The 13033-nt window shown below is 69.8% G+C and carries 12 protein-coding genes and 1 pseudogene; 6 read left to right on the forward strand and 7 right to left on the reverse strand.

Annotation, left to right across the window (positions count from 1 at the left end; translation table 11 throughout):
- Positions 1-192 precede the first annotated feature (192 nt).
- The 4 genes and pseudogenes from lpdA to pip form a co-directional block, all read right to left on the reverse strand.
- Positions 193-1578 carry a dihydrolipoyl dehydrogenase gene (gene lpdA / locus ACFOSH_RS38675; protein ID WP_378245796.1) on the reverse strand — a complete coding sequence of 462 codons (1386 nt, stop codon included), beginning with the start codon at positions 1576-1578 and terminating at the stop codon, positions 193-195.
- Positions 1579-1625: 47 nt separating this feature from the next.
- Complete coding sequence (locus ACFOSH_RS38680) at positions 1626-2396, reverse strand: lysophospholipid acyltransferase family protein (protein WP_378245798.1); 771 nt, start codon at positions 2394-2396, stop codon at positions 1626-1628.
- Between the two features lie 63 nt (positions 2397-2459).
- Entirely contained in the window at positions 2460-2867 is a 408-nt protein-coding gene (locus tag ACFOSH_RS45170; RefSeq protein ID WP_449224207.1) for a nitroreductase family deazaflavin-dependent oxidoreductase, read from the reverse strand.
- 66 nt (positions 2868-2933) lie between these two features.
- Positions 2934-3872 (reverse strand): annotated as a pseudogene (gene pip, locus ACFOSH_RS38685) (prolyl aminopeptidase); the annotation flags it as partial.
- Positions 3873-3910: 38 nt separating this feature from the next.
- On the opposite strand from pip, the gene ACFOSH_RS38690 reads away from it, so the two are divergent.
- The 5 genes from ACFOSH_RS38690 (at position 3911) to ACFOSH_RS38710 (ending at position 9328) form a co-directional block, all read left to right on the forward strand.
- The gene (locus ACFOSH_RS38690) at positions 3911-4951 is read left to right on the forward strand and encodes a LacI family DNA-binding transcriptional regulator (protein ID WP_378245802.1); all 1041 of its coding nucleotides are present in this window, start codon (positions 3911-3913) and stop codon (positions 4949-4951) included.
- A gap of 78 nt (positions 4952-5029) precedes the next feature.
- On the forward strand, positions 5030-6181 hold the full coding sequence (locus ACFOSH_RS38695; protein ID WP_378245804.1) for a dihydrodipicolinate synthase family protein: 1152 nt from the start codon (positions 5030-5032) through the stop codon (positions 6179-6181).
- Positions 6181-6987 carry a sugar phosphate isomerase/epimerase family protein gene (locus ACFOSH_RS38700; protein WP_378245806.1) on the forward strand — a complete coding sequence of 269 codons (807 nt, stop codon included), beginning with the start codon at positions 6181-6183 and terminating at the stop codon, positions 6985-6987. The genes ACFOSH_RS38695 and ACFOSH_RS38700 overlap by 1 nt, the downstream gene beginning before the upstream one ends.
- Positions 6988-7062: 75 nt before the next feature.
- Positions 7063-8547, forward strand: a complete 1485-nt coding sequence (locus ACFOSH_RS38705; protein ID WP_378245808.1) for a nitrilase-related carbon-nitrogen hydrolase — start codon at positions 7063-7065, stop codon at positions 8545-8547.
- Positions 8548-8623: 76 nt separating this feature from the next.
- Positions 8624-9328, forward strand: a complete 705-nt coding sequence (locus ACFOSH_RS38710) for a response regulator transcription factor (protein ID WP_378245810.1) — start codon at positions 8624-8626, stop codon at positions 9326-9328.
- On the opposite strand, the gene ACFOSH_RS38715 is transcribed toward ACFOSH_RS38710, so the two are convergent.
- The 3 genes from ACFOSH_RS38715 to ACFOSH_RS38725 are packed head-to-tail and all read right to left on the reverse strand — an operon-like array spanning position 9322 to position 11605.
- Entirely contained in the window at positions 9322-10437 is a 1116-nt protein-coding gene (locus ACFOSH_RS38715) for an ABC transporter permease (RefSeq protein WP_378245812.1), read from the reverse strand. The genes ACFOSH_RS38710 and ACFOSH_RS38715 overlap by 7 nt on opposite strands.
- The gene (locus ACFOSH_RS38720) at positions 10434-11093 is read right to left on the reverse strand and encodes an ATP-binding cassette domain-containing protein (RefSeq protein ID WP_378245814.1); all 660 of its coding nucleotides are present in this window, start codon (positions 11091-11093) and stop codon (positions 10434-10436) included. Before ACFOSH_RS38720 ends, ACFOSH_RS38715 begins: the two co-directional genes overlap by 4 nt.
- A complete protein-coding gene (locus tag ACFOSH_RS38725) occupies positions 11090-11605 on the reverse strand; it encodes a lipoprotein ABC transporter ATP-binding protein (RefSeq protein ID WP_378245816.1) in 516 nt (171 codons plus the stop codon). Before ACFOSH_RS38725 ends, ACFOSH_RS38720 begins: the two co-directional genes overlap by 4 nt.
- A gap of 77 nt (positions 11606-11682) precedes the next feature.
- Here ACFOSH_RS38725 and ACFOSH_RS38730 point away from each other — a divergent pair, with 77 nt between their 5' ends.
- A complete protein-coding gene (locus ACFOSH_RS38730; RefSeq protein ID WP_378245818.1) occupies positions 11683-13023 on the forward strand; it encodes a sensor histidine kinase in 1341 nt (446 codons plus the stop codon).
- Positions 13024-13033 lie beyond the last annotated feature (10 nt).

Here is a 13033-nt window from a genome sequence, read left to right on the forward strand (position 1 = left end):
GCGCCTGGCTCATCGGAACCCTACGCGCCACCACACGAACCAGCCCAGTCCGCCACCTCTCCCTCACCCCAGCCGCCTGACCAGAGAAAACCAACAGCATCGTTAGATGGGTCAAAATCCACACAGTGCCGCCTCATCGGCCCAGTCATGACGGGCGACCGAAGTGACGACAGCCTGCACTACTCACGAGGCTTACATGTTGATCATGTGCCCGGCCAGGCCGTGGATGGCTTCCTTCACGGCCTCGCCCAGGGTCGGGTGGGCGTGGACGTTCCGCGAGATTTCGTGCACCGTCAGGTCCCACTGCTGCGCCAAGGTCAGCTCCGGCAGCAGTTCGGTCACCTCGGGCCCGATCAGGTGCGCCCCAAGCAACTCGCCATGCGTAGCGTCGCTCAGGATCTTCACGAAGCCGACGGCCTCGCCGAGGCCGTGCGCCTTTCCGTTGGCGCTGAAGGGGAACTTCGCCACCTGGACGTCGAAGCCCTTTTCGCGGGCCTGTTCTTCGGTCCAGCCGAAGCTGGCGATCTGCGGCTGACAGTAGGTGGCGCGCGGGATCATCACGAAGTCGAGTTCCATGGTCTCGGCGCCCGCGATGGTCTCGGCGGCGACGACGCCCATGGACTCCGACGCGTGCGCGAGCATCAGTTTCGCGGTGACGTCGCCGATGGCGAAGAGGTGCGGGACGTTGGTGCGACCGCGCGAGTCGATGGCGATCGCGCCGCGGTCGGTCAGTTCCACGCCGGTCTTGTCCAGGCCATAGCCCTCGACCCGAGGCTGGAAACCGATGGCCTGCAACACCTTGTCCGCTTCCAGCACCCTGGACTCGCCGTTCTTCGACACGGTCACCAGCACGCGGTCGCCGGTGTCGTCGATCGTCTCGACCTTGGTCGAGGTGAGCACCTCGATACCGAGTTTCCGATAGCGGCGCGCGAGTTCGGCGGAGACTTCGGCGTCTTCGAGCGGGACCATCCGGTCGAGGTATTCGACGATGGTCACCTTCACGCCGTAGTTGTGCAGCACGTAGGCGAATTCGACGCCGATCGCGCCCGCGCCGGCGATGACGATGCTGTCCGGCAGTTCGTTTTCCATGATCTGCTGTTCGTAGGTGACCACGCGGTCGCTGCGCGTGGTTCCGGGCAGCAGGCGCGCGGTCGCGCCGGTGGCGATCACGCAGTTGTCGAAGGTGATCCGCTCGCCGTCGACCTCGATGGTGTTCGCGTCGAGGAACGTCCCGTGCCCGTCGTATTCGGTGATCTTGTTCTTCTTCATCAGGAAGTGCACGCCCTTGACGCGACCGTCCGCGACCTTGCGGCTGCGGTCGTAGGCTGCCTGGTAGTCGAAGGTGACCTGCCCCTCGACCTGGATCCCGAAGGATTTCGCCTCTTTGGTGACGATGTGCGCGAGTTCGGCGTTGCGCAGCAGTGCCTTCGACGGGATACAGCCGACGTTGAGGCACACCCCGCCCCAGTATTTCTCCTCCACGACCGCCGCGCTCAGCCCCAGTTGCGACGCCCGGATCGCCGCCACGTAACCGCCGACCCCGGCGCCCAGAACAACGACGTCATAGTGTGAGCTCATACTTCGAAACCTACCCTTCGCCGGCACTGTCCGAAGGGTGAGACTGCCTACTCGGGGCGGGAGCCGCGGACCTCGATCAACAGCTCGGTCACCGCGGCCATGATCCGCTCGGTCGCCTCCTCCAGCACCTCGCGTGATGGCGAGGGCGTCATGAGGTCCGAGAGATCCACCGGCGGCCCCGCGATCAGGTTCACGGTCTTGCGAGGAAAGGTACGCGGAAGCACGGCGTCCGACGGCAGCAGGTGGTGCGTGCCCCAGTTCGCCAGCGGGATCACCGGGACGCCGGTTTCCAGCGCGATCCGCGCGATGCCGGTCTTGCCGCGCATGGGCCACCCGTCCGGGTGATCAGTGAAGGTCGCCTCCGGGAAGATGACGACGCATTCACCCTCGCGGACGGCGCGTACCGCGTCGCGGTACGCGTCCGACGCGGTGGCCGCCCCGCGGTAGACCGGGATGTGCTTGCCCGAGCGCATCACCGAGCCGACCACCGGCGCGTCCCACAGGCTCGCCTTCGCCAGATAACGCGGGACCCGGCCGTGCGCGAGGCAGTACGCCGTCACGGTCGTCGGATCGGCGAACGAGAGGTGGTTCGACGCGACCAGGAATCCGCCGGTCGAGAGCAGGTGCTCGCCGCCGCGCACCCGGAACCGGGTGAACAGCACCAGGAACGGCCACACGACGTTGATCGCGAGGCTGAACCAGAACCCCCGGCCGGCGCGGGCGAAGCGCCGGCCGAAGGCGACCATCTGGCGGAACGTCAGCAAGTCACCCGAACCGGGGCTCAGTGCGGTCCAGCGTTCACGGGGTATCGGCACCATGAACGTAATTCGTAGCCGAACCCGGTCCGGTTCGGCTCGATCCCCGCGTTAACGCGGCGCGGATCACACGCGTTCGAGGACCACCACGGGGATCTCACGGTCGGTCTTCTTCGCGTACTCGTTGTAGTCCGGCCAGACCGCGGCGAGCTTCTCCCACAGCTTCGCGCGCTCCTCGCCGTCGATGGTCCGGGCCCGCGCGGTGAACTTGTCCGCCTTGACCTGCACCTTGACCTCGGGGTTCGCCTGCAGGTTCTTGTACCAGCCCGGGTCCTCCGGCGCGCCGCCCTTGGAGGCGACGATGACGGGGTTGTTCTCGTCGTCGAACTGGTAGATCAGCGGGAACTTGCGGTCCTCGCCGGTCTTGCGGCCCTTGGTGGTGAGGATGAGGCAGGGTGCGCCCTTCTCCCAGTCGTGGCCCACCTCGCCGTCGGTCTCTTCGTAGCGACGGACGTGCTCGTCACCGAAAAGCATGTCTGCGTTCCTCTCCTCGTGCCGATGTGTGCTCGCGCCCTGCCAGTCTGACGCGAACCGGTCGGTCGCGCTGATCAACTCGTGCAGGGTGCCGGGCTCGTCGAACGCGTGACCCGAATCGCCGACCATCACCAGCTCCGCGGTGGGCAGCACCTGGCTGAGCTCCCACGCGGTGATGGCCGGGGTGACCACGTCGTAGCGTCCCTGGACCAGAACGCACGGGATGTCGCGGAGCTTCCCGGCGTCCCGGAACAGCTGGTGCTCGGCCAGCCAGCCGCCGTGCCGGAAGTAGTGGTTCTCGATCCGCGCGATCGCGAGCGCGAACGCGGGATCGCTGAACGCGTCGATCACTTCGTCCTGCGGGCGCAGTTTGACCGTTTCCCCCTCCCATCGGCTCCACGCGATCGCGGCGGGACCGTGCACGGCGGGATCCGGGTGGCTCAGCAGTTCGTGGTAGACCTCGATCAGGTTGTCCTGGCGACGCGAAAACGGCACCGGGGCCAGGAAACGCGACCACGCTTCGGGGAAGAGGAACGCCGCGCCCCCGCCGAAGAGCCACTGCAGTTCCTTCACCCGCAACGTGGCCACCCCGCGGAGGACGAGTTCCGTGGCCCGCGCGGGATGGGTTTCCGCGTAGGTCAGCCCGAGCACACTCCCCCACGAGCCGCCGAAGACCATCCAGTGTTCGATGTCGAGATGCTCGCGCAACCGCTCGATGTCGGCGACCAGGTGCCACGTCGTGTTGACCGAAAGATCCGCTTCCGGGGTGGCACAGTTCGGCGTGCTGCGCCCGCAGCCGCGCTGGTCGAAAAGGACGATCCGGTACCGCTCCGGATCGAACAGTCTGCGATGTCTCGGGCTCGAACCACCTCCGGGGCCACCGTGCAGGAAGATCACCGGTTTGCCCTCGGGATCGCCGCATTCCTCCCAATAGATCTCATTGCCGTCACCGACAGGCAACATCCCTTGGACGTAAGGTTCGATTTCCGGGTAAAGGCCGAGCATGTCCGCCACTATGCCCCAAACGCCAGCTTGGAGGATCGATGAAGGCCCGCCCCCACGTGACGCTGGAAGATGTGGCTCGCACCGCGGACGTCTCGCTCGCGACCGCTTCCCGCGTACTCAACGGCACCGCCACCGTCCGGGGGGATCTCCGCGAACGAGTGATCGCCGCGGCCGCCGACCTGTCCTATACCCCCAATGCTCACGCTCAGGCACTGGCCGGTGGCTCACAGGCATGCGTCGGGGTAATCTGCCACGACGTCGGCGATCCCTATTTCGCGGCGATCGCCGGCGGGGTCATGCGGGTGGCGAGTGAAAACGATCTTCTCGTGATGCTCGCGAGCACGTTCCGCGATCCGGCGAAGGAGGTCGCGTATGTCTCGACGCTGCGTGCCCAGCGCGCGTCGGCGATTCTGCTGATCGGCTCCGCGTTCGAAGACAAGGCGTGGGAAAAGGCGATGGCCGCCGAACTCGAGCCGTACCGGCGCGGCGGCGGGCACGTCGCCGCGGTCAGCAGGCACCGCGGGCTCAAAGTGGACTCCGTCCAGCCCGACAACCGGGGTGGCGGCGCCGAACTGGCGAAAGCGCTGCTGGGCCTCGGGCACCGGCGGTTCGCCGTACTCGCCGGGCCGAGGAGCCTGACGACCGTCGTCGACCGCCTCGACGGCTTCGCCGCGGAACTGCTGGAGAACGGCGTCGAACTGGCCGAGGACGACGTCGCCGAGGCGGCGTTCACCCGCGACGGCGGTTACGAGGCGATGGAGAAGATCCTCGCCCGGCCGCGCAAGCAGTGGCCGACGTGCGTGTTCGCGGTGACCGACGTGATGGCGATCGGCGCGATGGCGGCACTGCGTGACGCGGGTGTCTCCGTGCCCGGCGAGATGTCCATCGCCGGTTTCGACGACATCCCGGTAGTGCGCGATCTCACGCCGGCGCTGAGCACGGTCGCGCTGCCACTGGAGAAGCTGGGCGAACGGGCCATGGACCTGGCACTCAAGGCCTCTCCCGGGACCAGGCCGCGCGTGGTGCGCATGTCCGGCGAGGTCGTCCTGCGCTCCAGCACCGCTTCCCCCGCTCGCTGAAAACCTTGTGCGGCGCCCGCGGCGTGACTTAACGTGGTCTGAGAAAGCGCTTTCTCACCCCCGCGCCACGGAGACCCGATGACCTTGATCGCCCTGCCCACCGCCGACGGCGGACTGGTGGAGTGGACGCCGCAAGGGGCGGAAACGCCCGCGAAACCGGCGTCGCCGCCGACCTCCCGGATCGCCTACGCGGCCGCGCACGTGGTCGCCGACCCGCTCGCCGCCGCCGATCCCGAAGAAGGCGCGGTGCTGGACTGGGACACGACGCTCGCCTTCCGCGAACACCTGTGGTCCTGTGGTCTCGGCGTGGCCGAGGCGATGGACACCGCGCAGCGCGGCATGGGCCTGGACTGGGACACCACCAAGGACCTCATCCGCCGCACCGGCGCGCTCGCCGCCGGACGGCCGTGGGTCGCGGGGGTCGGCACCGACCAGCTCCCCGGCGGCGGCGCGACCGCGGAGTCCATTGTGGACGCCTGGCGTGAGCAGCTGGACCTGGTCGGCGGGGCCGGGGCGATCCCGGTCGTGATGGCCAGCCGGGCGCTGGCCGCGTCGGCGTCCGGGCCCGAGGATTACCATGCCGCGTACGGGAAACTGCTCTCCGGCGCCGACCGTCCGGTCCTGTTGCACTGGCTGGGCGAGCAGTTCGACCCGGCGCTGGCGGGCTACTGGGGGCACGGCGACGTCCGCGAGGCCGCCAAGGAACTGGGCAGGCTCTGCACCGAGCACGCCGGCGTGATCGCGGGCGTCAAGGTCTCCGTACTCGACGCGTCGATCGAGACCGAGTTCCGCCGCGCGCTGCCCGAAGGCGTCAAGTGCTACACGGGCGACGACTTCAATTACCCGGAACTCATCGCCGGGGACGACCACGGCCACAGCGAAGCACTTCTGGGCATCTTCGACGCCGTCGCGCAGGTCGCGGGCGCCGCGCTCGCCCGGCTCGACGAAGGCGACAAGACGGGCTTCCACGGCCTGCTGGACCCGACGGTCGCGCTCTCCAGGGCGATCTTCCGCGCGCCCACCAGGAACTACAAGACCGGCGTCGTCTTCCTCGCCTACCTCAACGGGCACCAGGAGCATTTCCGGATGGTCGCGGGCCGCGAATCGGCCAGGTCCATCACGCATCTGGCCGAACTGCTCCGGCTGGCGGACGCCGCCGGGGCACTCGCCGACCCGGACCTCGCCGTCGCGAGGATGCGGCCGCTGCTGGCCGCGGCGGGGGTGGCGTGATGGACCGGTTGAGCCTGAACCAGATCACCACCAAGGCGTGGTCGCTGCCGGAGGCCGTGGCGGGCTGCGCCGAGACCGGCGTCCGCTGGATCGGCCTGTGGCGGGACAAGGTCGCCGAGACCGGCGTCGCGGAAACGGCCCGGCTGCTCAAGGAATACGACGTCGGCGTTTCGTCGTTGTGCCGCGGCGGTTTCTTCACCGGGATCACCCCGGAGGGGTCCCCTGTGGACGGTGTCGCGCAGACAAGGGAGGCGATCGACGAAGCCGCCGCGCTGGGGGCGGACGTCCTCGTCCTCGTCGTCGGCGGGGTGAACGGCGATCTGGCGTCGTCGCGGCAGCGGGTCGCGGACGCCGTCGGCGAGCTGGCTCCGTACGCCGGTGAGCGCGGGGTGCGCCTCGGCCTGGAGCCCCTGCACCCCATGCAGTGCGCCGAACGTTCGGTGCTGTCCACTGTGGATCAGGCGCTGGCCGTCGCGCTTGAGCATCCGGCCGAGCAGGTCGGCGTGATCGTCGACGAGTTCCACGTGTGGTGGGACCCGCGGATCGAGGAGTCGATCGCGGCGGCGGCCGGGCGGATCGCCGGATTCCATGTATGCGACCAGAAGGTGCCGTTGACCGACACGCTGCTCGGCCGGGCGCTGCCCGGTGACGGCCCGATCGACCACCGGCATCTGAAGGCGTGCGTCGAGGCCGCCGGGTACACCGGGCCGATCGAGGTCGAGGTGTTCGACGCCGACCTCTGGCGCCGTCCCGGCGGCGAAGTCCTCGCGGAGACCATCGCCGCGTACCGGGATCACGTCGCCTGAGACCTGACGAAAGTAAGGGGCATCCCTGCCCTGGGTGGGCTGTCCGGGCGGCCGTGGTTTCCTACCGTTCGCGATATGAAACCACGGTTGCTCTGGTGGCTGGGAACGGCGCTGCTCCTGCTCGCCGTCCACACCGATTGGAACGTCCCCTTCGCCGCCTGGGTGTTCCCGATCTTCCTGCTCCGCTACGCCCGGCAGGTCCCCGTCCGGCGCGCGATCCGGATGGTGGGCCTGTCCCTGCTGCTCGGGCAACTGTTCTGGCTCGGGGTCACCGGCCTGCTGTTCGTGCTCTCCGGGTTGCTCGCCTTCATCCTGCTCGCGGCGCTGCAGACGACGGCGTTCCTGGCCGACCGCCTGCTCGCCGAGCACGCGGGACCGCTGAAGACGCTGGTGTTCCCGGTGACGCTCGTCGCGGGCGAGTACCTCTTCACGGTGATCACCGGCTTCGGGGACTTCGGCGCGCTCGGCAGCACCCAGTCCGGGAATCTGCCGCTGCTCCAAACGGCGTCCGTCACCGGCGTGTACGGCATCACCTTCGCCCTCGCGTGGTTCGCCTCGGTGGTGAACACCGGTTGGGCCGACGGATGGCCGCGGGTCAAGCGAACGGCGCTCGTCCACGCCTGCGTGCTCGGCCTGGTGTTCCTCGCCGGTGGCGCGCGGTTGCTGTTCGACGCCCCGACGACTCAGACCGTCCGGATCGCGGGAATCAGCCCCTCGGCCGACGCGGACAAGGCGAGCGCCGATGCGCTGGAGCGGATCAACGTCAAGTACTGGCGTGCCCAGGAAGTCAGTGCAGCCGACCCCGCGGCGGTCGGCGCGGCGTTCGCGCCGGTCACCGACGATCTCGTGACCAGGACCCGGCAGCAGGCCTCGGCGGGGGCGAAGATCGTCGTCTGGCCGGAAACGCATGCCCGGGTACTGGAACGCGACCAGGACGCGCTGCTGAAGCGAGTCGGCGCCGAAGCGAAGCAAGCGGGCATCCACGTTGAACTCGCCTACGCGCTCTACACCGCGCAAGCTCCCTACATCCGCAACGTGGCGGCGCTCGTCGCCCCGAGCGGCGAAGTGTCTTGGACCTACGACAAGACGCATCCGACACCGATGGAACCGATGACTCCCGGTCCCGGCGTCGTCCCCACCGCGGATTCGCCGTACGGACGGCTCGCGACGGTCATCTGCTACGACGCGGATTTCCGCGACCTGATGCGCCAGGCCGCGGACAAGGAGACCGCGCTGATGCTCGTGCCCGCCAACGACTGGCCGGGATTCGGCACTTTGCACGCGGAAAAGGCCACGTTCCGCGCGGTGGAAAACGGTTACTCGCTCTTCCGGCACTCCGTCCACGGAAATTCCACAGCCGTGGACAGTCAGGGCCGCGTTCTCGGGCACGCCGACTACTTCCGCACCGATCAGCAGACGCTCGTCGCGGATCTTCCGGTCCAGCCGAGAACACAGACCGTGTACAGCCGTGTCGGTGACGTGTTCGCCTGGCTGTGTCTCGCCGCCGCCGCGCTCTGTCCTTTGTGGACATACAAGCGGAAGCTCACAGGGAAACGTTAGCGCCCTGTTACGGAAGGGGTGGTGTTCGTAACGTCTTAGCCGAAAAGAACAGTGTTCAACGGTTAAGCTCCCCCGCATGCCGAAATTGCTGGTGGTGGAAGACGACGACGCGATCGGTGGCGTCCTCGAATCGACCCTCCGCCTGCACGGCTACGAGGTTTCCTGGCAGCGCGACGGGCGCACCGCGCTCGCGGCCGCGGCGGCCGACGACATCGACTTCGTCCTGCTCGACCTCGGTCTGCCGGATCTGGACGGGGTCGAGGTCTGCCGCCGGCTGCGCGCGGCGCTCCCGGGCGCGGTCCTGGTGATCCTGACCGCCCGCCAGGAGGAGATGGACGTCGTCGTGGGCCTGGAGGCCGGCGCCGACGACTACCTCACCAAACCCATCCGTCTCGGCGAACTGCTCGCCAGGGTGCGGGCGCATCTGCGGCGCGGGACCGCTCCGCCGGAGAGCAGGCCCGCGATCGCCGTCGGGCATCTGCGGGTGGACACCGCCGGTCGGCGGGTCAGCGTCGGCGGCCGGGAGATCTCGTTGCGGGCCAAGGAGTTCGACCTGCTCGCGCGGCTGGCCGAGCAGCCGGGAGTCGCGGTCAGCCGGGACACCCTGATGTCAGAGGTGTGGGACGCGCACTGGTACGGCTCCACGAAGACCCTGGACGTCCACATCGCCGCGCTGCGGCGGAAACTGACCGAATCGGCGCCCACGCCCGAGCAGGCACCGAGGATTTCGACCTTGCGAGGCCACGGTTACCGGCTCGAACAGCCCTTCGAGAGTCAGTAATCCCGTAGGTCCGAGACCTCGTCGCGGGCGGCGAGTTGCGCTATCCGCGCCGACGCCGCCACGCACGAAACGATCACCACCGCCCCCAGCATCGCGAAGTAACCGTGGGGGAAGGCCCCCCATTCCGCCGGCGTGAGCACGACGAACAACACGCCCAGCAGGTGCCCGGCGATCAGTCCCCCGCCGCCGACGATCAGCGCGTCGCCCGCGATGAACGTCGCCACCTGACGGCGTTTCCCGCCGAGAGTGCTGACGATCAGCAGGTCACGACGGCGTTCGTTGAGCGCCAGCCCGAACGACGGCCCCGCCGCGGCGGCGGCGAGCACGAGCGACGCCATCCGGTCCACGTCGGCCGCGACACAGCCGTCCCTGGTGAGGGCGGACGAGATCGCGAAGCCCACGGCCAGCGCGACCAGCGCCACCGACCGCGCCAGCAGTGCGCTCCGCCACGAAATGGACAGCGCGAGCACACCCGCGAGCCCGGAGACGAGGGGCCGGAGCACCCCGCCGATCGCGCGCTTCCCCTTACGCAGTCCCAGCTCCACCAGCCGCCACAACAGCATCGTGCCGCCCGCCCAGCCGAGCAGCGGCCAGACGAAGGCGAGCGCGAGCAGGATGAGATCGAGGCCGTAGGGCGACCACCAGGGCGGCCCGTCGTCCGCGGGCATGAAATACCACTCGCGTACCACCGGGGGCAGGACGGCGACGGCCGCGACGAACAGCCCCGCGAGCAGCAAGAGAACGATTTCCCAGACGAGGGACAAGCCGGTCCCGGGCAGAAAACCACCCGCCAGCGAAAGCACGATGCCGAAGAGGGCACCGGCCAGCCCCGCGGCCACGGCTTCGGCCGCGGCCAGCCCGAGCACTTGTGCGCCGGTCGCGCCGCGGGCGCGCAAGAGGTCCTGATCCCCGCGCAGCGAACGCTCTGACGGGGCGGCCAGCAGCACCACGAGCACCGCCGCGGGCACCCACGGTGGCGCCGGCTCCCAGGCCCAGCCGTGCACCGCGAGCAAGGTGGTCACGATCGTGACCCCGGCCGCGGGAATGCCGAGCCGGACGGGCCGCACGCGCGCGATCCCGCCGACCCACAACGCCATCGCCGCGATCACCGGCCCCGCACCAGCTTCCCGTCGACCATCGCCCAGCGTTCGCCGAACAGCCCATCCGGCGCCTGCTCCGCCGTGGCCACCAGCAGCCCGGCGGCCAACCGGTCCGCCGCCCGCACGAGCCTGTCGAGAAGCCGTTCGCCCGCCCGCCGGTCCAGCCAGCCCGCCGGGTCGTCGGCGAGGATCAGTTTCGGCGCGGGCGCGAGCGCCCTCGCCAGGATGGCCAGCCTGATCTGCTCGCCGGTCAGGTCACGGGGCGCCTTCTTCGCGAAGCCGGTGAGGCCCACCAGGTCCAGCGCGCCATCGACGGCGTCGCGGACAGCGGTGCCTGTCCGGCCCGCGAGGACCAGCGGCAGGGCGACGTTGAGCCGGACGTCGAGATCGCGCAGCAGCCCGCCGTCCTGCAGGACCAGCCCGATCAGGTCGGGACCCGGCGGCGACGGCTCGAACGCGGGCCAGGCGATGGTGCCGGCCGTCGGTTTCTTCATCCCGGCGAGCAGGTGCAGCAGCGTGGTCTTCCCGGCACCGGCCCGGCCGGTCACCACCGCGCGGGTGTCCGCGCTGATCGCGCAGCTGACGCCATGCACGGCGACCACCGCGGTCAGCCCGGATCCATAGGTGTGCGCCAGTTCGTCGGTGCGGACCAGTGGTGCTGTCACGCCACTCTCACGACCCGGTGCGCGGCCGCCGCGATCTCGGGATCACGCGTCGCCACGACGACGGCCGTCCCGCGGGCCGCGACGGCGCACAGCAGATCCATGAGTTCGAGGGCGGCGAGCCCGTCGAGTTCGCCGGCCGGTTCGTCGGCGACGACCACCTCGGGCGCCCCGGCGAGGGCGACCGCGACCCCGGCCCGCGAGCCTTCCAGCGCCGACAGCGTGTCCGGATAGGCGTCACCCCGGCCGGGCAGGCCGACCAGTTCGAGCAGGTCGTCGGCGCTTTCGAGGGCGCGACGGCCGGCGAGCCGCCCGGCCAGCAGGACGTTCTGCCCGACGGTGAGATGGCCGAAGAGGTTCCCGCGTCTGAGCAACACGCCGACGCCGGGAGCACCACCGGGGGCTTCACCACTTCCGGTGGGCAGCACGGCCACACATTCGCCCGGGACGGCGAACCGGACGAGGGGGACGGATCCGGGCCCCGGGCCTGCCATGACGGCGGCACGTCGGCGCATGGCCCCAAGGTAAAGCGAACGGGGCCAACATCGCCTTGATCTCAGGTCAACGGACGGCAAAATATCGCGTCGGGTGGGTGATCCTCGTCCTCTTCGGCCACACTCGGTCCGTGCGCCGCCGGATCGTCACCCTCACCGTGCTGGCCGCGGTGCTGGCGATCAGCCTCTTCGGGGCGCCGCTGGCCATCGCGGTCGCCAGATTCCACGAGGGCAACTCGACCCACGATCTCGAACGGGTCGCCGACACGGTCGTCCTCGCCGTGACCGGGGACCTCGCCAACGGCAGGCTCCCGGAGCTCAGGCCCGCCAAACCGGACGAGGACCGGATCCGCGGCATCAGGGTCGCGGTCTACACGCCGACAGGCAGGCTCTTGCTCGGTGACGGCCCCGCCGCCGAAGACCGCTTCGTCCGCGAGGCGCACTACACCGACATGTCGACCGGGACGCGGGACGACGAGGTGGTCCTGGCCGTCCCGGTGCTCAGCGGACCGTCGCTGGTCGGGGTGGTCCGCGCCGCCCATCCCCGGTCCGAACTGGACGACCGGATCCGGCTGACCTGGCTGAAGATGGCGGGGCTCGCCGTCATCGCGATCGGGGCCAGCTGGCTGATCGCGCGCCGGATCGCCACCCGGCTGGCTCGGCCGCTGGAGGACCTCGCGGGCACCGCCGAACGCCTCGGCGAGGGCGACTTCACCGTGCGCGCCGGCCGCACCGGCGTCCGGGAGATCGATCAAGTCGCCGAAGCGCTCGACGTGACCTCCGAGCGGATCGGCGAGACCCTCGAACGGGAGCGGACCTTCTCCTCCGACGCCTCCCACCAGCTGCGGACCCCGCTGACCGGGCTACGCCTGCAACTCGAGGCGGCGCTGGAAAGCCCCGATCGCGACCCCTACGTGACGATCCGCGACGGCATCGTGTCGGCCGACAGGCTGGAACGCACGATCGACGACCTGCTGGCGCTGGCCAAGCAGACCAGGGCCCCGCGTGCGCTGCTCGACCTGGGCAAACTCTTCGAGGAGGTCCGTCAGACCTGGCACGGCCTGCTCGCCGGACGCGGCCGGGCGCTGCGGATCAGCGGTCGTGAGGCCCTGCCGGCGCGGGCGGCCGACGCGGCCGTACGGCAGGTGCTCGCCGTGCTGCTGGACAACGCGGCGACACACGGGCGTGGCACGGTCACCGTCCTCGCGCGCGACGCCGGGGACGCGCTGGCCATCGACGTGAGCGACGAGGGCGCCCTCGCCGACGGGCACGATCCGTTCGTGACCGAGGACCGGACCGAGGAACATGAAGGGCACGGGATCGGGCTGCGGCTGGCGCGGAGCCTGTCCGAGGCGGAGGGCGGGCGGCTGCGGCTGACCAGCCCGTCGCCGACGACGTTCACGTTGCTCTTGCCCGCCGAGCGGCCTTCACCCCGATAAGAAGGCCCGG

The sequence above is a fragment of the Amycolatopsis speibonae genome, assembly GCF_042647925.1.
In the GTDB taxonomy this organism is placed as follows: Bacteria; Actinomycetota; Actinomycetes; order Mycobacteriales; family Pseudonocardiaceae; genus Amycolatopsis; species Amycolatopsis speibonae.

Excerpts from the sequence above, each read along its gene's own strand:
- lpdA (WP_378245796.1), bottom strand. The coding sequence starts at position 1,578 with ATGAGCTCACACTATGACGTCGTTGTTCTGGGCGCCGGGGTCGGCGGT.
- ACFOSH_RS38680 (WP_378245798.1), bottom strand. The coding sequence starts at position 2,396 with ATGGTGCCGATACCCCGTGAACGCTGGACCGCACTGAGCCCCGGTTCG.
- ACFOSH_RS45170 (WP_449224207.1), bottom strand. The coding sequence starts at position 2,867 with ATGCTTTTCGGTGACGAGCACGTCCGTCGCTACGAAGAGACCGACGGC.
- ACFOSH_RS38690 (WP_378245802.1), top strand. The coding sequence starts at position 3,911 with ATGAAGGCCCGCCCCCACGTGACGCTGGAAGATGTGGCTCGCACCGCG.
- ACFOSH_RS38695 (WP_378245804.1), top strand. The coding sequence starts at position 5,030 with ATGACCTTGATCGCCCTGCCCACCGCCGACGGCGGACTGGTGGAGTGG.
- ACFOSH_RS38700 (WP_378245806.1), top strand. The coding sequence starts at position 6,181 with ATGGACCGGTTGAGCCTGAACCAGATCACCACCAAGGCGTGGTCGCTG.
- ACFOSH_RS38705 (WP_378245808.1), top strand. The coding sequence starts at position 7,063 with ATGAAACCACGGTTGCTCTGGTGGCTGGGAACGGCGCTGCTCCTGCTC.
- ACFOSH_RS38710 (WP_378245810.1), top strand. The coding sequence starts at position 8,624 with ATGCCGAAATTGCTGGTGGTGGAAGACGACGACGCGATCGGTGGCGTC.
- ACFOSH_RS38725 (WP_378245816.1), bottom strand. The coding sequence starts at position 11,605 with ATGCGCCGACGTGCCGCCGTCATGGCAGGCCCGGGGCCCGGATCCGTC.